Origin of the sequence: Pseudogemmobacter humi, assembly GCF_900609055.1 — a bacterium.
GTDB classification, from domain to species: Bacteria; Pseudomonadota; Alphaproteobacteria; order Rhodobacterales; family Rhodobacteraceae; genus Pseudogemmobacter; species Pseudogemmobacter humi.
In genome coordinates, this window is record NZ_UXAW01000029.1 from 66,349 (window position 1) to 85,119 (window position 18,771).

The 18,771-nt window shown below is 63.4% G+C and carries 19 protein-coding genes; 9 read left to right on the forward strand and 10 right to left on the reverse strand.

Going from position 1 to position 18,771, the window contains the following annotated elements; translation table 11 throughout:
* Positions 1–240: 240 nt before the first annotated feature.
* Positions 241–1,155, forward strand: a complete 915-nt coding sequence (locus XINFAN_RS00770; protein WP_062562802.1) for a LysR family transcriptional regulator — start codon at positions 241–243, stop codon at positions 1,153–1,155.
* A gap of 44 nt (positions 1,156–1,199) precedes the next feature.
* On the opposite strand, the gene XINFAN_RS00775 is transcribed toward XINFAN_RS00770, so the two are convergent.
* The 8 genes from XINFAN_RS00775 to XINFAN_RS00810 form a co-directional block, all read right to left on the reverse strand.
* Complete coding sequence (locus XINFAN_RS00775) at positions 1,200–1,673, reverse strand: hypothetical protein (protein WP_062562801.1); 474 nt, start codon at positions 1,671–1,673, stop codon at positions 1,200–1,202.
* 141 nt (positions 1,674–1,814) lie between these two features.
* Positions 1,815–2,807: an FAD:protein FMN transferase gene (locus XINFAN_RS00780; protein WP_062562800.1), complete on the reverse strand. Its 993-nt coding sequence runs from the start codon at positions 2,805–2,807 to the stop codon at positions 1,815–1,817.
* The gene (locus XINFAN_RS00785; protein WP_124084647.1) at positions 2,788–4,995 is read right to left on the reverse strand and encodes a PepSY domain-containing protein; all 2,208 of its coding nucleotides are present in this window, start codon (positions 4,993–4,995) and stop codon (positions 2,788–2,790) included. The genes XINFAN_RS00780 and XINFAN_RS00785 overlap by 20 nt, the downstream gene beginning before the upstream one ends.
* 9 nt (positions 4,996–5,004) lie before the next feature.
* Positions 5,005–5,475: a DUF2271 domain-containing protein gene (locus XINFAN_RS00790; RefSeq protein WP_062562798.1), complete on the reverse strand. Its 471-nt coding sequence runs from the start codon at positions 5,473–5,475 to the stop codon at positions 5,005–5,007.
* A 26-nt stretch (positions 5,476–5,501) separates the two neighbouring features.
* The gene (locus tag XINFAN_RS00795) at positions 5,502–5,906 is read right to left on the reverse strand and encodes a PepSY domain-containing protein (protein ID WP_233352083.1); all 405 of its coding nucleotides are present in this window, start codon (positions 5,904–5,906) and stop codon (positions 5,502–5,504) included.
* Between the two features lie 87 nt (positions 5,907–5,993).
* The gene (locus tag XINFAN_RS00800; RefSeq protein ID WP_062562796.1) at positions 5,994–6,296 is read right to left on the reverse strand and encodes a PepSY domain-containing protein; all 303 of its coding nucleotides are present in this window, start codon (positions 6,294–6,296) and stop codon (positions 5,994–5,996) included.
* Between the two features lie 186 nt (positions 6,297–6,482).
* Positions 6,483–7,115, reverse strand: coding sequence for a cytochrome b/b6 domain-containing protein (locus tag XINFAN_RS00805; RefSeq protein ID WP_062562795.1), 633 nt, complete (start codon positions 7,113–7,115; stop codon positions 6,483–6,485).
* A complete protein-coding gene (locus XINFAN_RS00810) occupies positions 7,108–7,422 on the reverse strand; it encodes a PepSY domain-containing protein (protein WP_062563333.1) in 315 nt (104 codons plus the stop codon). Before XINFAN_RS00810 ends, XINFAN_RS00805 begins: the two co-directional genes overlap by 8 nt.
* Positions 7,423–7,563: 141 nt before the next feature.
* On the opposite strand from XINFAN_RS00810, the gene XINFAN_RS00815 reads away from it, so the two are divergent.
* The 5 genes from XINFAN_RS00815 to XINFAN_RS00835 all read left to right on the forward strand — a co-directional run bounded on the left by XINFAN_RS00815 (position 7,564) and on the right by XINFAN_RS00835 (position 13,187).
* Complete coding sequence (locus XINFAN_RS00815) at positions 7,564–8,223, forward strand: response regulator transcription factor (RefSeq protein ID WP_062562794.1); 660 nt, start codon at positions 7,564–7,566, stop codon at positions 8,221–8,223.
* On the forward strand, positions 8,220–9,578 hold the full coding sequence (locus tag XINFAN_RS00820) for an ATP-binding protein (RefSeq protein ID WP_124084648.1): 1,359 nt from the start codon (positions 8,220–8,222) through the stop codon (positions 9,576–9,578). The genes XINFAN_RS00815 and XINFAN_RS00820 overlap by 4 nt, the downstream gene beginning before the upstream one ends.
* A gap of 301 nt (positions 9,579–9,879) precedes the next feature.
* Complete coding sequence (locus XINFAN_RS00825) at positions 9,880–10,872, forward strand: alpha/beta hydrolase (protein WP_160144506.1); 993 nt, start codon at positions 9,880–9,882, stop codon at positions 10,870–10,872.
* Positions 10,873–10,968: 96 nt separating this feature from the next.
* A complete protein-coding gene (locus XINFAN_RS00830; protein WP_094463101.1) occupies positions 10,969–12,744 on the forward strand; it encodes a PHA/PHB synthase family protein in 1,776 nt (591 codons plus the stop codon).
* A gap of 83 nt (positions 12,745–12,827) precedes the next feature.
* Positions 12,828–13,187: a hypothetical protein gene (locus XINFAN_RS00835; RefSeq protein WP_124084650.1), complete on the forward strand. Its 360-nt coding sequence runs from the start codon at positions 12,828–12,830 to the stop codon at positions 13,185–13,187.
* 255 nt (positions 13,188–13,442) lie between these two features.
* Here the strand turns inward: XINFAN_RS00835 and XINFAN_RS00840 are convergent, their stop codons facing one another.
* Positions 13,443–13,745: a hypothetical protein gene (locus XINFAN_RS00840; RefSeq protein WP_124084651.1), complete on the reverse strand. Its 303-nt coding sequence runs from the start codon at positions 13,743–13,745 to the stop codon at positions 13,443–13,445.
* Between the two features lie 50 nt (positions 13,746–13,795).
* Positions 13,796–14,200, reverse strand: coding sequence for a hypothetical protein (locus XINFAN_RS00845; RefSeq protein ID WP_124084652.1), 405 nt, complete (start codon positions 14,198–14,200; stop codon positions 13,796–13,798).
* Between the two features lie 172 nt (positions 14,201–14,372).
* On the opposite strand from XINFAN_RS00845, the gene XINFAN_RS00850 reads away from it, so the two are divergent.
* Genes XINFAN_RS00850 through rbbA form a run of 3 tightly spaced genes read left to right on the forward strand, consistent with a single transcriptional unit; the run spans position 14,373 to position 18,771 of the window.
* Positions 14,373–15,020, forward strand: coding sequence for a TetR/AcrR family transcriptional regulator (locus XINFAN_RS00850; RefSeq protein WP_094463104.1), 648 nt, complete (start codon positions 14,373–14,375; stop codon positions 15,018–15,020).
* Positions 15,017–16,045: an HlyD family secretion protein gene (locus XINFAN_RS00855; protein WP_094463105.1), complete on the forward strand. Its 1,029-nt coding sequence runs from the start codon at positions 15,017–15,019 to the stop codon at positions 16,043–16,045. The genes XINFAN_RS00850 and XINFAN_RS00855 overlap by 4 nt, the downstream gene beginning before the upstream one ends.
* Positions 16,042–18,771 carry a ribosome-associated ATPase/putative transporter RbbA gene (rbbA, locus tag XINFAN_RS00860; RefSeq protein WP_094463106.1) on the forward strand — a complete coding sequence of 910 codons (2,730 nt, stop codon included), beginning with the start codon at positions 16,042–16,044 and terminating at the stop codon, positions 18,769–18,771. Before XINFAN_RS00855 ends, rbbA begins: the two co-directional genes overlap by 4 nt.

Below are 18,771 nucleotides of genomic sequence, written 5' to 3' on the forward strand. Positions count from 1 at the left end.
TTGAAGGGATTCCTGCTGCGGTTGGCGCATAATAGAATCAGCTTATAACCACGTGCCGAAGAGTTTTAAGACATTCTCCTCCTCAAGTTGAGCGACGCAGGACAAACAGGGGAGCTCGACACTGCACAGGGCGATTCTGGTCATGTCTAGTTCACCGCAGCTACCTCATTATTGCCTGCCGATTCAATATGTTCTGTCCTCTCAGGATCAACATTATTCAAATCGGCACGGAGACCTTGCATGAATACACAGGCGCAGGACTGGGACGATCTGCGATTGTTTCTTGCCGTAGCCCGAGCGGGATCGCTTTCGGGCGCGGCACGGGTGCTTGGCGTGACCCATTCAACCGTTTTTCGTCGCATCGGCGCTTTCGAGCAGCGGATGGGTGTACGACTTTTTGACCGGCTGCCCGGCGGCTATGCCCTGACGGCCGCCGGCGAAGAGATGCGCGATTCTGTCACCTGCATCGAGGAGGAGGTTGCGGCGCTGGCGCTGAAGGTCACCGGGCAGGATCAGCGGCCAAGCGGGATGATCCGTATCACCGCGACCGACCTGTTGGCCGTCGGGGTTCTTCCGCGGCATATCGCGGCGTTCCGGGCGGAATGGCCGGGGATCGAGATCGAGGTGGTCGTAGCCGATACCGTGCTCGACCTGACACGGCGCGAAGCCGATGTCGCGTTGCGGCTTGGCAATCCGGGGCAGGAAACACTGGTCGGACGGCGGGTCGGGCGGTTGGCCTTCGCTATCTATGCAGCGCCCGGCCTTCATGCGCGAGGGCTGAGCGACCCGGCCGATGGCGACTGGATCAGCTACGGCGCGGCCCATGGTCCGCTCAGCCGCAGTCTGGCGCGCTGGTGGCCGCAAATGCGGCAGGTTTACCGGACGAACTCGATCATCGCCGCCCATGCCGCGGCGCAAGCGGGGATCGGTGTTGCAGCCCTGCCCTGCGTGGTTGCCGATTGCGACCCCGCACTGATTCGCGCCGCCGCATTGCCCGAGGATTTCATGCTGGATCTCTGGGTGCTGACCCATGAAGACCTGCGCCACACCGCGCGCATTCGCATCTTCGTGGATTTCATGGCCGCAGCCCTGGCCGCCGATGCCGATCTGCTGGAGGGGCGCTGCCCATGCAAGGCGATACCGGCAGGGGCATGACGCCTCTGCCGGTCCGGCCCCTTTCTGACTTGCGCAAATAGGCCTCAGTTGAAATTCTGCCAGCCCGGATGCTCGAAATGCTCGCCATAGGCGTTCAACGCCTGAACAATCGTCACCGCGCCAGTCTCGACCTCGCCGGCTTCCAATGCCGAGATACCGGTCATCACCTCCCCGAGGACGATATGGAACTGCTCGTCCACCTCGGGTTCCAGCACACAGTTCTCGACCATGAAATCGACCTGCTTCTGGACATCGGCAGCGACCCCTTTCGCAACCTCGGCCGGCAGGGTGCCGTTGTGGATCGCGTCCAGGTTCGCGGCCATGGTTCCGTGAATCGCGGTCATGCCGGTGATCATGTTTTGATCGCCCTGCCATTTGACGCCATCGTTCAGCGTGATCTTGATGGCCCCCGCGCCATGGCCGTCATGTCCCTGGGATTGCGCGGCAGCAATGCCGGATGGCCCCAGCGCAAGGGCGAGAGCGACAGCGACGGTGGTGAAAGATTTTACAGTCCGCACGGTGATCTCCTGTATCTGCTAAGTGGTTCTGGCCGCGGCCGGCATCGACAGAAGCGCCGGGCTTGGGATAGACATAGGCTGTCCGTTCTCGCACGAGAATTGACGAAACCTGCAAAGACCTGTTGCACGAATGGACAGACCTCAGGCACGAACCAGTCCCTCGCGGCCTGCCGCCGATACCATCGGGCTGTCGAACAGCGCCCCGACGGCATGGGCCCGGATGCCGCCTGCCTCGCGCATGAGAAACAGAGCATCGAGGGAAAGGCGTGCAGCGAGTTCGCCGCCAGCCTGCGGACCCTGCACCATCAGCGCGGTTGCCCAGGCATCGGCTTCGGCGCAGCTGCTCGTGACGACCGTGACCGAGGCCGGCGACGACCGCAGCGGGCCGCCCGTCGCCGGGTCCATCGTATGCGACAGGCGCTGGCCCTGAACGGTGATATGATGCCGGTAATCGCCCGAGGTGGCGACGGCGGCATCTTGCAGCATCAGGACCGAGTGGGGCGCGCGGCGTTCGGGATCGGGCGCCTCGACGGCAACGGTCCAGGGCATGCCGTCGGGCCGCAGCCCGGAGGCCCGCATCTCGCCGTCGATGCCAACAAGGAACCCGGTGATGCCGAAGCCCTGCAACATTTCGGCCAACCTGTCGACGCCGTACCCCTTGGCGATGCCATTCAGGTCGAGCGTGATGGGTGCATGTTTTCGCGCCAACCCGGCCGTGCGGTCGATCTCCAGCACCTCATGCGCGGGCGGGCGCGTGGTTACCATGGTCGCACGGATAGCTCCGGCATCGGCCTCCTCGGGGCCGAAACCCCAGGCGCGCACCGCATCGCCCATGCCGATGTTGAAAGCACCGCCCGATACAGCCCCGATCCGCAGCCCGAGGTTCAGCACCTCGGCCAAGCCGGCAGGAACGGCCACCCAGGCGCCTGCGGGCGCCCGGTTTAGGCGCATTAAGTCGCTGTCGGGTTGCCATGTCGACATCGCGGCATCGACCTCCGTCACGACCGCTTGCAGGGCAGCCTGCACCGGGGCGGGGTCCAGCCCGGCATCGGCGTGGAAAAGCGCCGACCAGCGCGTGCCCATGGTCGGGCCGTTCAGTGCGTGGCGGCCCGGGTCAGTAGATATCTTCGGCATAGCGCCCCTCCGCTTTCAGCGCGAGCGGGGTAAGGCCCGTCGGCGCGAGGATGTCGGTCAGCGCATCGGCCACACCCGAGGCCATGTCGCGCCCGCCGCAAACCATGATGCGCGCCCCTTCTTGCACCAGCCGGATCAGTTCAGCGCTCTCGGCCCGCAGCGAGTGCTGGACATAGCGCGGCTTTGCCCCGCGCGAGTTCGCGGTGGTCAATCGCGCCAGACGGCCATCGACCTGCCAGCCGGCCAGATCGTCGCGATACAGGAAATCGCTGTCGGGGTGGCGCATCCCGAAGGCCAGATGGATGGGCCGCTTGCTGCTGTTGCCCCGGATGAAGCCCGCAAGCGGGCCGATGCCGGTGCCGGCGCCGATCAGGATCAGCGGCGAGCGTCCTGCTGCGGCATGGAAAGCCGGATTATGCCGGACCAAGGCGCGGATCGCCTGGCCCGGCTCCAGCGCCAGAAGCTGACCCGAGCAGAGGCCGCCGGGATGCTTGCGCACCACGATCTCGACGAACCCGTCGCGCCGTCCGGACGCCAGCGAGTAGAAGCGCGGCAGGTCCGCACCCTCGGGCAGAACGCCGAGGAGATCGCCGGCCTGAAACCGGCCAAACCCCCGACCTGTCAGCCGTTGCAAAAACGTCGCCTCGGGTAGGGCAAAGCGCAGGATCGTGGTCGGCGCCTGCACCTCCGCCCCGTAATCACGGCGCGAGATCAGGGTGAGCCGCCCCGTCACCGGCGGGGTTGGCACATGTTCGAGCGTAAGCTCGATCCCCAGCGCCGCCCCCAGGGCGCGGCCCCAGCGGGCGAAATCCTGCGGCGACTGGCGATCGACCGTGTCGAAGGGCATCAATTGCGCCCAGCCTTTGGCAGCAGCCCGACTCGCGACTTCATCGGCGAACGCGCAGAACGCGGGAAAGCTGCGATCGCCGAAACCAAGCACGGCAAGCGGGGCCTCAGGGACAGATTCCAGCGCCGCGAGGCGTTCAATGAACCCCTTCGCCGTGGCGGGAGCCTGTCCCTCGCCCCAGGTGGCGGCGAGAATGACGAACCGTTCGGCCTGCGGATAGCGCGCCGGCTCGAAACCGGACATTGGCGCGACATGAACATGCTGGCCCGCCGTGGTCAGCGCATGTTGGAGCGTCGCAGCGAAACCCCAGGTGCTGCCGCCCTCCGAGCCCACCAGCAGGATGGTCGCAGCGCCTTTTGCAGGATGATTGCCACGGAGACGCGGTCTTGACCGCCGCCCCGCGAACCAGAGCACAAGACCACTCACCCCCATTGCCGGCACGCCGAGCGCCAGCACACCCAGCACGAGGCCGAGAGATGCGGCCCCCTGCCCGGTATGCAGCATGTAGATGGTTTCAGATATCCGTTCCCACATCGTCAGCTCGGCCCAGGCCAGAAGCTCACCCGTCCCCTGATCGAGATAGCCGGTGCCGCGATCCGTCTTCAGAGTGAAGGCGTCCGTGGCGTCGCCAGGATAGGGAAAGCTCAGCTCGCGCAATTCCGTGACAGCAATCACGGAGAGCGGCTCCATCGCAGCAAGCAAGACCCCGGTGCTGCCGCTGACCTCAGTCGGAAAGGTCGGCGGTGCGGCTCCATCCGGCAGAAGATCGAAGGTCGAGGCGGCCATCCACAGTGCAGTCGCCGAGGACAAAACCAGCCCCGTGACCGCCACGCGGGCGATCCCGGTATGGATGCGGCTCGACGCCGGCCCGCGCAAAGGGGCGAACCAACGCCGCCAGCCGCCCATGCGCCGCGCGACTAGCATCGCGCCGGAGGCCGACAGGATCAGCATCGCCACGGCGCCAATGGCCATGGCGATACGACCGGCATCGCCTAGGAATAGCGAACGGTGAAGGTTGGTCAACCAGCGTTTGACCGGATCGGGATCGGCGCTGGCGATACCCTTGCCGGTCGCCGGGTCGATTACCGCGGCGCCGGGCGTGCCGTCGTCGAACCAGAACGCGGTGATCCGGCCCGACGGCGCGCGCCGGATCTGCTCCACCCCCGGATAGGCAGCCAGGATACGTCCTGCGAGATCGGCGACGGTCAGCCCGGCCTCGGCCTGCGGCGTGGAAAGCCGCTCGGCCGCGGGAAAGACCGAGAGCGCCGCGCCGCTCAACGCAAGGGCCATGACGAGAATGAGGGCCAGCAGACCCGGCCAGCGATGCAGCGTGCGGATCATGGCGTTGCCTCACATGTCGTAGCGGAGGCTGGCGACATACCTGCGGCCGGGCGCAGGCTTTCCCGCTCCTGCCGTCGTCAGCGGCACGGCGATGTCGTTCGGGCTGTCGCGCATGTCCTCCACGGCGGCGTCGACATGCAGCGTATAGCCCGCATCGAACAGCGCATCGGCAAGGTCGAGGGTGATTTCGAGTGACCGGCCCGCGCCGACACTGGCGCCGGTGATGCCGTCGACCTGCGCCAGGTCGCCGCCGGTGGCGCGATACCAGTCGCTGAGATGTTCGTAATACTTCGACTTGCCGCCGGCCATCCACAGGGTTCCGGCATACGCCCCCTGCGCATCGGTGACGTAGAGGACGAGATAGGCACCATCGCCACCGTACGTGTTCAGGGTGGTGGTGAGGGTAACCGGCCGGGCCATGGCAAGGCTGGGCGCCACCAAGGCCGAAGTCAGCGCGAGTGCTGCAAGGATGGATTTCATGACTCTGCTCTCTTCTGCCTGATATATCAGTTCACCCGCACAACGGGCGGGGTGCCGTTCTGGAACAGCGGATTGGAGGGGGGTGCCGACGGAGCGACGGTGGGTGCATTGCCGCGATCCCGCTCGCGGATCTGCTGACCATCCCTGTGGCGCAATTTGACGACCTGCAACGTCGCGGGATCCAGTTTGGCCTTGATGCGACGGCCCTGGGCATCGCGTCCCTTGACCTCCCAGCAGCCGTCGTCCGCCTCGATCTTCTCAACATGCCAACCGAGGCCGGTTACCGCCTGCATTACCGCTTCGCGTGGTTGCCAGGCCCCGTGCCCCACATGGCAGTCGTCACCTGCCATCGCCCCCGCCGCAGGCAATACCGCGAGAGCGGCTACGGCGATCAATAGAGTTTTCATGGTTCGAATGTCCTTTACGATCATCTCGGGGGCACTTTCCCGGCTATGGCCGAGGCGAACGCCCGTGTGGAAAGAGGTCCACCTCGATGATGAGGTGGACCCTTGCAGCCATCAGTTGCGCTTCTCGGGCTTGGTGCCGTCGCTCCAGCGTTTGACCTTGCCGTCGATCACCTCGAGCGTTCCGGGATCGACGGTCATCTTCAGGCTGTTGCCGCCCTGGTCGATGACGTTCAGTTCGTAGCAGCCGTCGTCGAGTTCCATTTTCGAGATGGTCCAACCGAACTCGTCGGTCACTTGAATGAGAGCTTCCCACGATTGCATGTTCTCGGTCGGCACGTTGCATTTCTCACCAGCGAACGCGGCCCCGGCGGGGATCGCGAGGGCCAATGCGGTGGCGGTCAGGATGGTTTTCATGGCTATGCTCCTCAGCCTTGGTTGCCTGATGAAACCAATCTGGAGGGGGCGGCTGACGTGATCCTGATCGCCGCGGAAAACCTGCGTCAGCTTCTCGTCAGCCTGCCGCGACGAACCGCAGCGGTTGCACAAAACAAACAGGTCCCGCCAAACAGGCGGGGCCAGAACAGCGGGAATACGTAACGATCAGGTCACGTCATTTGTGCCGGGAGGGCGCTTTCGGCCCGTGACCATGGCACGGGGCAGGTTCTCCCGATGGCGCCATGAGGTGACGGCCACACCCCCAACATGCAAGGCCACGAGAACCAGAGCCATGTTGGCCAGCATTTCATGCACCTCCTTCAAGGTCTTATCCCCTCTGACTTCCCGGTTTCCGTGCTCGCCCGCAACCGTCACGGCCCGGGCTTCCTCGATCGATTGTTCGAGCAGCCAGCCGCTCAGCGCGGTGCCGGAAAGCGTGACCATGAGTGCCACGATCATCGCGGCGCCGGCCGGGTTGTGCCCGAGATGGCGTCGCTCGCGCCCGTGCAGCATGTCCCCGAGATAGGCCAGCGTCGCGGCGGGGCCACGCACGAATTGCGTGAAACGGGCATGGCGGCTGCCAACGAAACCCCAGATCAGGCGAAGGGCAAGCAACGCCGCCACCGCGTAACCGGCCGCCTCGTGAAGCGGCTGCACCTCGTCCGCCGCGAGCCATGCCACTGCAAAGGCGGCAACCAGACCCCAGTGAGAGCTGCGCACCAACGGATCCCAGACCAGCACCGTGCGCGTAGTATCGGCGACGTCCTGAATGCCGTCACCCTTCATCATCTCAGTCATGTTTGTGCTCTCTGCCCTCACGGGAGCGCCGATCATCTCCGTCCTTGTATTCGATCTCGATCACCTGAAGCGTGCCGGGATCGACCGTCACCTCGATGCGGCGTCCTTCCCGGTCTGTGCCTTTTATCTCGTAGCAGCCGTCGTCGATTTTGATGCGCCGCACCACCCATCCGTTTTCTTCCGCGAGCCGCACTACCGCGCTTCTTGGCTGCCAATCTGCCAGCGGCACGGCACAGTCGTCGCCGGCAAGTGCAGCCCCGGACGGAAGGGCCGCGAGAAAGGTCAGAATTGTCAGCGATCTCTTCATGGACCACACTCCGTATAACGGCCATTGGATGACATTCTGCGCCACGAACCTGACGGGATGCTGAAGCCCGGGGCGTCCCGCCATCAGCTTTGCGTCAGCCTGGATCGCCATAATGGCCAGAGGCAAACGAGTAGGAAGATCATGCGGATCCTGCTGATCGAGGATGATACCGTTCTGGGTGCCGCCGTGCGGGACCAGATCGCCGCGGGTGGCCAGTCGGTGGATTGGGTCACGCGTCTGGACGCGGCCGGCGATGCGATGGCCGGCACCGGCTATGATCTGGTATTGCTGGACCTCATGCTGCCCGACGGACGCGGCATCACCTTCCTTCGGTCGCTGCGCACCAGCGGCGACGTGACGCCGGTGATCATCCTGACCGCGCTGGACCAGATTTCGGACCGGATCGAAGGTTTGAACGCCGGTGCCGACGACTATCTGGTGAAGCCCTTCGATCTGGCCGAGCTTTCCGCGCGGATCGGCTCGGTCGCGCGGCGCTATAGCGGCAATCCCAACCCGATCATCGTCCACGGCGCGCTTGCCGTCGACCTTGCCTCGCGCAGCATCCGCCGCGACGGCCGGCCGGTGCAGCTCACCGCACGTGAATGGGCACTGTTCGAGGCGTTCCTCACCCGCCCGGGGCATCTTCTGTCCAAGGCACAGCTTGAGGAAAAGCTTTATGCCTTCGATACGGAGGTGGAAAGCAACACCATCGAGGTCCATGTCAGCCGGCTGCGTAAGAAGCTGGGCGCCGAGGTGATCGAGACCGAGCGCGGGTTGGGCTACCGGCTAGGTTCGCCATGACGATGCCACGCAGCCTTCAGATGCGGTTGGGGGTGTCGCTGGGTATCCTTCTGACGCTTCTGTGGATCGCGGCCGCCGCCGTCACGGCGGTCATGCTGCGGCACGAGATGGACAGGATCTTCGACTCGTCGCTACAGGAGGCGGCGCAGCGCCTGCTGCCGCTGGCCGCTGTCGAGATCGTCGGACGTGAGGAGGAAGGTGTGACACAACACCTTGCCGACCTGCGCGACCACGACGAATTCCTCACCTATATCGTGCGCGATGACGAAGGGCGAATTCTTCTGCAATCGCATGAGGCCGATCCCGCCATCTTCCCTGAATGGGACGGGCCGGGCTTTCGCACGACCGCAACCCATCGCCTGTATGGCGAGGACGCCCTCCAAGGCACGATCCGCCTCACGGTCGCCGAGCCGCTTGCCCATCGCGCGGCGGCGGCACGCGATGTCTGGGCGGGCCTGGGGTTGCCGTTGCTGGTATTCATCCCTGCCGCACTGTTGGCGATCGTATTGACTGTCCGCTCGGGTCTGGCCCCGTTGCGCCGCTACCGCGACCGGCTGGCCGCGCGTTCGCCGCGCGACCTCGCCCCCGTCGCCTGCGACGATCTTCCCGTCGAGGCCGCCCCGGTGGGGGCGGCGATCAATGTGCTTCTGGCGCAACTCAAATCCACATTCGAGGCCGAACGCACCTTCGCCGCCAACGCAGCGCATGAATTGCGAACACCGCTCGCAGGCGCAATCGCGCAGGCCCAGCGGATACAGGTAGAAACGAAAGATACCGGTGCCGGCCACAGGGCCGCCGAGATCGAGGCTTCTCTGAAGCGGCTGGCCCGGATCGCGGAACGGCTTCTGCAACTGGCCCGAGCAGAAGGCGGGCGGTTACGGCTCGATCACCTATCCGATCTTCGCATCACCGCCCGTCTGGTCGTGGACGATATCGAGAGGACAGCACCGAACCGGATCGCGCTCGCCCTGCCGGAGCACCCGGTAATGTCCGACCTCGACCCCGATGCGTTTGGCATCATCGGCCGCAACCTCATTGAGAACGCCCTGCGGCACGGCGCATCTGACAAACCGATCACGGTAAGCCTCAGTGAGGACGGCACGTTCCGCGTCGCCAATGACGGCCCCGTCGTGCCCGCCGAGGCGCTTGGCCGGCTGACCCGTCGTTTCGAGAGGGGGGCAGCCAAAACGGAAGGTAGCGGGCTTGGCCTTGCCATCGTCGCCGGCATTGCGGACCGGATTTCGTCAAAGCTCACCTTGCAATCGCCGAGGCCGGGAAGCTCGTCCGGCTTTGAGGCGATCGTGGTTCTCCCGATAGCTTCACGGAAGCTGAGCAAGGCTGCCGGCGCCCGATAGTCGCGACAATCGGACCAACCTTCGGCCGGCCGTTCGCAGCCCGGCTGGATGCTTGCTTTACATGACTGAGGCGCCTTGGTGAGTTGAAGGTGAGGTTGCCTGGGGATTGATACTAGTGAGTGATAACTTCTATTATGCGTCGGTATGGTTTTCGACCTCACGAAAGGTGCCGTGATACATTATGCGTGTTCGGGTCCTCCTGCTGGTCCTTCTCGTGATACCTTGGCTGGGCGCTGGATGCGCATCTCGACCAGGTGACAGCGTCCTTGTGCCGGGTCCAAGTCTGCCGGGAGCCGATGTCGTGACCCTGTATGCAGCAACCAACCGGTTGCGACAAGAATCCCCCGACAATCCTGCATCTGGTTTCAGTGATGCGCGAGCCACGACCTTCTCGGCCGCACGCTTTTCCATCTCGATCCCGCCCACGCACAAGGCCGGCAACATCGAATGGCCGGGGCGGCATCCGGATCCATTGGTCACCATGACCGTCGCCGCCAGACAGGACATGCCGCTGTCGGCCCTCATCGATGACGTTGCATCTGGACCGGAACGTGCAGACGTGCGGGTTTTCGTGCATGGCTACAACACCAGTTTTCAGGAGGGCCTGTTTCGCCTGGCGCAGATTACCCATGACAGCGGCGGAGAGGGTGCGGCTATTCTGTTCTCTTGGCCATCAAATGCGGCCATGATGGGATATGCCGCCGATCGTGAGGCCGCAACCTACTCGCGTGATCACCTGACAGGACTGCTGGCAACTCTGGCTCGGGACAGACGGATCGGCCCGATCACCGTGTTGGGTCACTCAATGGGCGGGTGGTTGGTAATGGAGGCACTTCGCCAGTTGCGATTGACTGGGGATGATCCCACTCTTCGCCGACTAAAAGTCGTTCTGGCCGCACCGGATATTGATGTAGACGTATTTCGCGCACAACTCCGCGGAATAGGGCCGCTGGACCCACCCTTGACCGTGCTGGTCGCCCCCGACGATCGGGCGTTGGGGATCTCGGCAAGGCTGAATGCCGGGAGACCGCGGGTCGGGGCGCTGAATGTCGGGGATCCGCGAATCGCCGTAACCGCCGAAGCTTCTGGTGTCGCCCTCATTGATGTTGCCGATATTCGATCCCCGGATGCTCAGGGGCACAGCCGATACGCGATGCTTGCCGCGCTCTATCCAAGCATGCGTCTGCAACCAGGTCAGGCAATATCGGATGCCGGTGCATTTGTGCTGGAACGGACTGGGATGGCCGCGGCGGGAACTTTCATTCTGAGCGCCGGAGGGATCACGGCAAAGTGACGGCTATGGGTGACTGGCTAGACCGGTTACATAAAATGGTTGTGCCTGGAGCAAAAAGTAAGTAATAACGCACTTCTATAAGGATGGAGCGTGACCATGGCTGATTCGTCTGTAGCAGGCGTTCCCGCGACAGCAGGCGATGGTCAGCCACAGCGCGCCGACCCGCTGGATCAGCTGGCGTATATGACACTTGCTCGCGCCACCCGCGGGCTGTCGCCCGCCGCCGCGCAACTCGCTTGGCATGACTGGGCGCTTCATTTGGCAATCTCGCCGGGCAAGCGGCGAAAATTGCTTGAAGAAGCCTTCGACGGGCACCGGCGGTTTCTAAACTATGTCTTGCGTTCGGCCGCCAACCCCAACTGCCCCAACTGCGTTGAGCCTTTGGAACAGGACCGCCGTTTCGAAGGCGACGCCTGGCAAAAATGGCCCTTCAACGTCATCCATCAGGGCTTCCTGCTGCAACAGGAATGGTGGCAATCCGCCACGTCCGGGGTGCGGGGCGTCTCGGGCCAGCATGAGGACATGGTGTCCTTTTCCGCCCGACAATGGTTGGACATGTTGTCGCCGGTCAATTTTTTCTGGACCAACCCCGAGGTGCTGCAAAAGACCGCCGAGACTGCTGGGGCCAATCTGTTGCAGGGCGCGAGGAACTGGCTGGAAGATCTGGGAGGCCTTCTCGCCGGCGCACCGCCTGCAAACAGCGAGGGCCTCATTGTCGGCAAGAATGTGGGGGTGACGCCGGGCAAGGTCGTCTTCCGAAACCATCTGATCGAACTAATCCAATATGCGCCCGCCACCCCCAGGGTATACGCCGCGCCGGTGCTGATCGTGCCATCGTGGATCATGAAATACTATATCCTCGACCTGTCACCACATAATTCGATGGTGCGTTGGCTGGTCGATCAGGGGCATACCGTTTTCATGGTCTCGTGGCGAAATCCCGGATCGGATGATCGCGATCTGGGGATGGAGGATTATCGCCAACTTGGGGTGATGGCGGCACTGGATGTGGTGGGCGCCATCGTGCCTGAGCGCCAGGTGAACGCGGTCGGCTATTGCCTTGGCGGCACGCTGCTGGCTATTGCCGCGGCCGCCATGGCGCGTGACGGAGATGAGCGGCTGCGCAGCATGTCCCTCTTGGCGGCTGAAATCGACTTCCGCGAGCCGGGCGAATTGTCACTGTTCATCGGCGAAAGCCAGCTTGCTTTTCTTGAATCGATCATGGCCGATAAAGGCTATCTGGACGGCTGGCAGATGGCGGGCGCGTTCCAGTTGCTCAATTCACAGGATTTGATCTGGTCACGACGAACGAAGGAGTATCTGCTGGGCGAACGGCGAGAACTGTTTGACCTGATGGCCTGGAACAGCGATACCACACGCATGCCGGCGCGGATGCACAGCGAATATCTGCGCAAGCTCTATCTGGATAACGACTTTGCCGACGGGCGCTATTTGGTCGACGGCATTCCGGCGGTCCCGAGCGACATCCACCTGCCGGTCTTTGCCGTAGGCACGGTGCGCGACCACGTGGCGCCGTGGAAAACCGTTTACAAGGTCCATCGAGTGATCGGTGGCGCCGACGTCACCTTTGCCCTGACCAGCGGCGGCCACAATGCCGGTGTGGTCAGCGAGCCGGGGCGCGCCAATCGCAGCTTCCAGATCGCGACGCGCAAACATGGCCAGCGCTTTACCGATCCCGACAAGTGGCGCGAGGAAATCCCCGTGCAACAAGGCTCATGGTGGCCGGCTTGGGGCGATTGGCTTGCCACGCGCTCGTCCGAGGAGCAGGTCGCCCCGCCGTCGATGGGGGCCACGAAAGCTGGCCTTGCGCCGCTGGGGGATGCTCCCGGCACCTACGTGCTGGAGAGATGATCGCAGTGGTTCAGGAAAAGCGACAGATCAAAGCGGGCGTCAGGCAACAGGCAAAGCCCCTATCCCACCGCAAGGAGTCTGCAATGGAGATCGATATGCACCCTCTTAACCTGCATAAGGCAAATTTAGAGCTGATGCTTCGTATTCTGAACCTGTCACAAGATTTCCGCCATCGCGGGCTTGAGGCCGCATGCCGCTATCATGAGGATGTCATCGCAAAGACCAGGGCAGAGGTCGGCCGAGTCTCGCAGCAATGCGAACCCGAAACTTCCTTCAGCTTGCCGACAGATATTTTTATGCAATTGGCTGGAGCCAGCATGAGCGGGGTCCTGGCCATGGGGGCACCACTGGTTGCGGCGCAGACTGCCTATGCTCAAGGCCTGCAAAAGGCGATCCAGGAATGGCAAGCTGCGGTCGTGCAACGCGTGTTGCCGGGTTCCTGAGTTGTGATATTGGCAGCCCGACGGCCGGGGTATGACTCGGTCCCATGCGCATCTCAGGTGGTCCATGATGCCGGCCATGAAGATTGCAAATCAATGACAGAGCGCCGGCTCATGAAGTGCAGCTTGATCAGCAGGCTAAGACGCTCCATCCAGCATGTTGTCGATGTCGATTTCCGCAGGGTCAGGCTGTTCGAGCAGCTTTCGACCGCGGTTTGACCAGCAAGGCGACGGCGGCCCAGAAACTCAGGCGCAGGATCATTGCGCCCAGCGTTCGCGTCTCCCATGCACCGCCCAGCAGGACGTAGAAGAAAACAGCACCAGCAGCACTACAGCCAGTCCACGAGCAAGAAACACCCCACTAGGCCGGGCCATAAGTATGCCCGCCCCGGCTAGAACATAGAAGAAACCAGACAAAAAATTAACCCACAGCACGAGCGGTACAAAATTGCCGGCTGCTGCGGTTGCAGATCTGCTACCGAGCAGAACGCTGCCGCCTTCTGCAATAGTAGCTAACCCCAAGATGATGGCGAGACCGCCGAATATCCAGTTGCGTATCATACTTTATATCCTGCTGGCCGTTGGTTCTTCCTGTCGCCCGAAACGTGGGTTCAGTTCAACTGCAACACCATGCCATCAGAGTTGCGAAACCGCCCACCACCGAGGTTCTCAAAGCTATGGCATGAGGTTCCGGGATTTGGTCCGCCCCTCACGGTCATGCACAGCCGATCGCCATCGCGCTCCCAACTACCCGTTCCGGAAAAGAATGGAGCGCGGATCGTGACTGTGCCGCTGACATCATAACGCAAATGGACCCTGGCCCCCATGCGCCGCGCGACCAGATCCTTATCGACGATCTGCTCCGCAATCTCGGCGGCACTCATGACCTCGGCCTGCGCGGGGTGTGCCACAACCGACAGGCTTAAAGCGGCGATGAGGATGAGGGCATTTGGTGTGACGTAACATTGAGAGGTCTCCGATTGATCCCCACCCTCGAATTTGGCTCTCGCCAGCATCGCGCACCTCCACATTCAAGAATCAAGCGATCAGTCACTTCTATTCATTTATCATGTGAATCATGGATGGTGAATGGTTATTACTCCAGATTTTTCCATTGACGAGCCATCTACACACTCATAGGAAGTGAACACATACTTTCATCAAACACGCTTATCCGAGGGCATAATCATGCGTGCAAAATATCTGCCCGCCGAACAGCGCCGCGCCGAGGCGGTCGAGGCGGTCGTGGAACTGGCAGCGCACGCCAATCCGGAAACCATCACCACCACCGAGGTTGCCGCACATATGCGCATGACGCAGGGGGCGCTGTTCAAGCACTTCCCGAACAAGGAAGCGCTCTGGCTGGGGACGATGGAGTGGGTGGCCGACCGGCTGCTGGCGCGCATCGATCGGCTGGCGGGCGCGCAGGCCGAACCCATGGCCGCCCTCGAGGCAATGTTTCTGGGCCATATCGACTTCATCGCCGAACATCCCGGTGTGCCGCGGATGATCTTCGGTCAGCTTCAGCGCAATAGTGATACGGCGGCGAAACGAATGGCGCGCGTGCTGCTTGAAAACTACGCCACGCGGCTGCACCGCATCCTGTCGGCGGGCGTGGCAGAAGGCGCGCTGAGCCGGGAGCTGGATATCGAGGCCGCAGCCACGCTTTATTTGGGCATGATCCAGGGTCTTGTCGTGCAGCTTTTGTTGCATGGCGACGTGACTCGGATGCGCGCCGATGCGTTGCGAGTTTTCGTAATCTATCGCACGGGCGTCCTGGGTGGCGCCAACCCACCGACCGGGAACGCCGACGACTGCAACGAGGTCACACCATGACTCGCCGTGTTTCCATGATCATCCTTGCCATTGCGCTGGCCGGGCTGATGGGCTTTGGCGCCTGGACGGTGCTGTTGAAGCCCTCCGACCTGCCACCGGATGGATTTTCGCGCGGCAACGGCCGCATTGAGGCCGATCTGATCGACATTTCGCCGCGACTGGCGGGGCGCATCGCGGAAATCCGCGTGCGCGAGGGAGACCGGGTCAGCAAAGGCGACGTGCTGGTGGTGATGGATACGGCAGAACTGCGCGCACAACTGGCCCGCGCCGAGGCAGCCGTGGAGAGCGCCCATGCCGCCGTCGGGGTAGCCTCAGCTCAAGTGGACGAGGCCGAGGCGCGGCTGGCGCTGGCAGAGAGCGAGGCGACCCGCACCGAGCGGTTGGCCAGCCGCGATATTACCTCGCAAGCCAATCTGGACATCAAGCGCACCGAGGTCAGTGTCGCCGAAGCCGGACTTGCGGCGGCCCATGCAACGCTTCGTTCACGGGAACGCAGTGTCGATGCCGAGGCCGCAGCCCGCGACGAGATCGCGGCCAGGATCGCAGATGCCACGCTGCATGCTGAGGGAGCGGGACGGGTGCTTTACCGGCTGGCCCAGCCGGGCGAGATCATCGGCGCCGGCGGCAATATCCTGACGCTGGCCAGTCTCGAAGATGTCTATATGGAATTTTTCCTGCCCGCTGCTGACGCACCAAGGGTGGTAATCGGTGACGAGGCGCGGATCGTGGCCGACATCATGCCTGATCGCGCGATGCCGGCGCAGGTGATGTTCGTCTCGCCGCAGGCCCAGTTCACCCCCAAACAGGTCGAGACCCTGACCGAGCGCGAAAACCTGATGTTTCGTATCCGGGTGCGGGTGCCGCCTGAACTGGTCGAGGCGCGCGCAGATCAGGTCAAGACCGGCGTGCGCGGCGTGGTCTGGGTGCGGTTGGCCGATCCGGATGGCCACCTGCCAAGCTGGCCCGTCGGCCTGACGCCACCGTTGATCGACCTGCCCGCGACAGCCGGCGCAGACACGCCATGACAACGCCCGAACCCGTCGCCCGGCTGGAGGGTGTTACGCATCGCTATGGCAAGGTGCTGGCGCTTGCGGATGTCTCGCTTGACCTGCCCGCCGGGCGGATGGTCGGGCTGATCGGCCCCGACGGGGTCGGCAAATCGACGCTGATGGGGCTCGTTGCTGGCGCCAAGCGCCTTCAGGAGGGCGGCATCACCTGCCTTGGTGGCGCCATGGGCAGCGCGCGCCACCGCAACGCGGTCGGCAACCGATTGGCCTTCATGCCGCAGGGCTTGGGCAAGAACCTCTACCACGATCTTTCGGTGCGCGAGAATCTGGAGTTCTTCGGCAAGCTGTTCGGCCTCGGCCGGGCCGATCGGTCGGCAAGGATCGCGCGCCTGACGCGGGCGACCGGGCTGTTTCCTTTTCTCGAGCGACCCGCCGGCAAACTCTCAGGGGGGATGAAGCAGAAGACAGGGCTTTGCGCGGCGCTGATCCATGACCCGGACTTCCTGTTGCTGGACGAGCCGACAACCGGCGTCGATCCGCTGTCGCGCCGCCAGTTCTGGGATCTGATCGAAGCCATTCGCAGGGACCGTCCGCAAATGAGCGTGCTGGTCTCGACCGCCTATATGGAGGAAGCGGCGCTTTTCGATCACCTGGTGGCGATGAACGACGGTCATGTTCTGGCAGAAGGCTCGCCACAGGCGCTGATGGGGCGGACCGGCACCGTATCGGTTGGGGATGCCTATGTCAGCCTGCTGCGGCGCACGGGCGGGGCGGATGACGGCGCAGCAGATACGCCGGTGATCTCGCCCGCGACACCCACTCCCTCACCGGATGGAGACATCGCTATCAAGGCGCGGGGCCTGACCCGACGTTTCGGCGATTTCACCGCTGTCGACAACGTCAGCTTCGACATTCCACGCGGCGAGATTTTCGGCTTTCTCGGCTCGAACGGCTGCGGCAAGACCACGACCATGAAGATGCTGACCGGCCTCTTGCCACCCAGCGAGGGCGAGGCCTGGATCTTCGGCCGCCCCATCGCCGAGCAGGGCATGGATGCCCGCGCCCGCGTCGGTTTCATGACACAGGCGTTTTCGCTTTATGGCGAACTCAGCGTGCACGAGAACCTGGTCCTGCACGCGCGACTGTTCCATCTGCCCCGCGAACTGGCGCGCACCCGCATTGATGATCTGGTCGCCCGCTTCGGTCTGACGGATTACCTTGACCAGCCTGCGGGCGGCTTGCCGCTGGGCTTGCGGCAACGGCTGTCGCTGGCGGTTGCCGTCATCCATTCGCCGGAAATCCTGATCCTGGACGAGCCGACCTCGGGCGTGGATCCGCAGGCCCGCGATGATTTCTGGCAATTGCTGATGGAGCTGTCGCGCAAGGATCGGGTGACGATTTTCATTTCGACCCATTTCATGGATGAGGCGCTGCGTTGTGACCGCATGTCGCTGATGCATGCCGGCCGTGTCCTCATCACTGACACGCCGCAGGGCATCGTCGCACAAAGCGGCACAGCCGATCTGGAACAGGCCTTCATCCACTATATTTCCGCTGCCATCCCGCCCGAGGCGCCGGTGGCCGAGGGGCTGGCAAGCGAGCCGGCCCCGCCTGTCGATGCCACCGGCTTCAGCCTCAGCCGGATGCTGGCCTATACCGCGCGCGAGGCAATGCAGGTGCGACGCGACCCGGTGCGGCTGGTCTTTGCCTTCCTCGGCTCGGCGGTGCTGCTGTTGATCATGTCCTTCGGCATCTCGCAGGACGTGCGCAACATCCCCTTCGCGGTGCTGGACCATGACCGCAGCCCGGAAAGTCGCGCCTGGCTGTCAGCCTTCGAGGATTCGGGCTGGTTCATCCGCCATGCCGATCTGCACGACGTGGACGCGCTGCGCGAGCGCCTTGCCAGCGGCGAGCTGACACTGGCGGTCGAGATTCCACCGGATTTCGGTGCCGACCTGCGCGCAGGCCATGGGACCAGCATTGCCGCCACCATCGACGGCACCGACACCAGTCGCGCGGGCACCGTGGAAAGCTATGTGACCGGCGCCAACCAGATGGCAGCAGCGACCTTGCCGACAGGCCCGGCCTTGGTGACGCCAGCCGTGCAGATGGAGCCGCGCTTTCGCTACAATTCGGCGATGGAGAGCTTGCCGGCCATCGGCCCGACCATCCCACCGATGCTGCTCTTGCTGTTTCCGGCGATCCTGATGGCGGTCAGCGTGGCACGGGAAAAGGAAATCGGCACCATCACCAATTTCTATGTCACGCCGACCGGGAGGGCCGAGTTCCTGATCGGCAAGCAACTGGTCTATGTCGGTATCACGCTGATGAACTTTGCCATTCTGACTGTGCTCGTGGTGGTGGTGCTGGGGGTGCCGCTGAAAGGCAGTCCAATGGTGCTGGTCCTGGCCACACTGGTCTATGCGCTGGCGGCGACCGGCTGGGGACTGATGATCTCGATGATCGCGGCCACACAGGTGACGGCAGCCTTCGCTGCCGCAGTTCTGTCGGTCATGCCAACGATGCAGTTCTCCGGCATGATGGTGCCAGTCTCTTCGCTTGAAGGGCCGGCACAGACCATTGGTTACCTATGGCCGACCACATGGTACATGATGGTCAGTGTCGGCAGCTTCACCAAGGGTATGGGCCTTGCCGACCTGGGCGATGCGCTGTGGCGACTGGCGCTGTTCGGACCAGCGTTCACCGCCATCGCCATCCTGTTGCTGCGCAAACAGGAGCGGTAA

Excerpts from the sequence above, each read along its gene's own strand:
- XINFAN_RS00800 (WP_062562796.1), bottom strand. The coding sequence starts at position 6,296 with ATGAAAACCATCCTGACCGCCACCGCATTGGCCCTCGCGATCCCCGCC.
- XINFAN_RS00845 (WP_124084652.1), bottom strand. The coding sequence starts at position 14,200 with ATGCTGGCGAGAGCCAAATTCGAGGGTGGGGATCAATCGGAGACCTCT.
- rbbA (WP_094463106.1), top strand. The coding sequence starts at position 16,042 with ATGACAACGCCCGAACCCGTCGCCCGGCTGGAGGGTGTTACGCATCGC.
- XINFAN_RS00820 (WP_124084648.1), top strand. The coding sequence starts at position 8,220 with ATGACGATGCCACGCAGCCTTCAGATGCGGTTGGGGGTGTCGCTGGGT.
- XINFAN_RS00855 (WP_094463105.1), top strand. The coding sequence starts at position 15,017 with ATGACTCGCCGTGTTTCCATGATCATCCTTGCCATTGCGCTGGCCGGG.
- XINFAN_RS00805 (WP_062562795.1), bottom strand. The coding sequence starts at position 7,115 with ATGACTGAGATGATGAAGGGTGACGGCATTCAGGACGTCGCCGATACT.
- XINFAN_RS00795 (WP_233352083.1), bottom strand. The coding sequence starts at position 5,906 with ATGATCGTAAAGGACATTCGAACCATGAAAACTCTATTGATCGCCGTA.
- XINFAN_RS00770 (WP_062562802.1), top strand. The coding sequence starts at position 241 with ATGAATACACAGGCGCAGGACTGGGACGATCTGCGATTGTTTCTTGCC.
- XINFAN_RS00815 (WP_062562794.1), top strand. The coding sequence starts at position 7,564 with ATGCGGATCCTGCTGATCGAGGATGATACCGTTCTGGGTGCCGCCGTG.
- XINFAN_RS00830 (WP_094463101.1), top strand. The coding sequence starts at position 10,969 with ATGGCTGATTCGTCTGTAGCAGGCGTTCCCGCGACAGCAGGCGATGGT.
- XINFAN_RS00790 (WP_062562798.1), bottom strand. The coding sequence starts at position 5,475 with ATGAAATCCATCCTTGCAGCACTCGCGCTGACTTCGGCCTTGGTGGCG.
- XINFAN_RS00840 (WP_124084651.1), bottom strand. The coding sequence starts at position 13,745 with ATGATACGCAACTGGATATTCGGCGGTCTCGCCATCATCTTGGGGTTA.
- XINFAN_RS00785 (WP_124084647.1), bottom strand. The coding sequence starts at position 4,995 with ATGATCCGCACGCTGCATCGCTGGCCGGGTCTGCTGGCCCTCATTCTC.
- XINFAN_RS00835 (WP_124084650.1), top strand. The coding sequence starts at position 12,828 with ATGGAGATCGATATGCACCCTCTTAACCTGCATAAGGCAAATTTAGAG.
- XINFAN_RS00850 (WP_094463104.1), top strand. The coding sequence starts at position 14,373 with ATGCGTGCAAAATATCTGCCCGCCGAACAGCGCCGCGCCGAGGCGGTC.
- XINFAN_RS00780 (WP_062562800.1), bottom strand. The coding sequence starts at position 2,807 with ATGCCGAAGATATCTACTGACCCGGGCCGCCACGCACTGAACGGCCCG.
- XINFAN_RS00810 (WP_062563333.1), bottom strand. The coding sequence starts at position 7,422 with ATGAAGAGATCGCTGACAATTCTGACCTTTCTCGCGGCCCTTCCGTCC.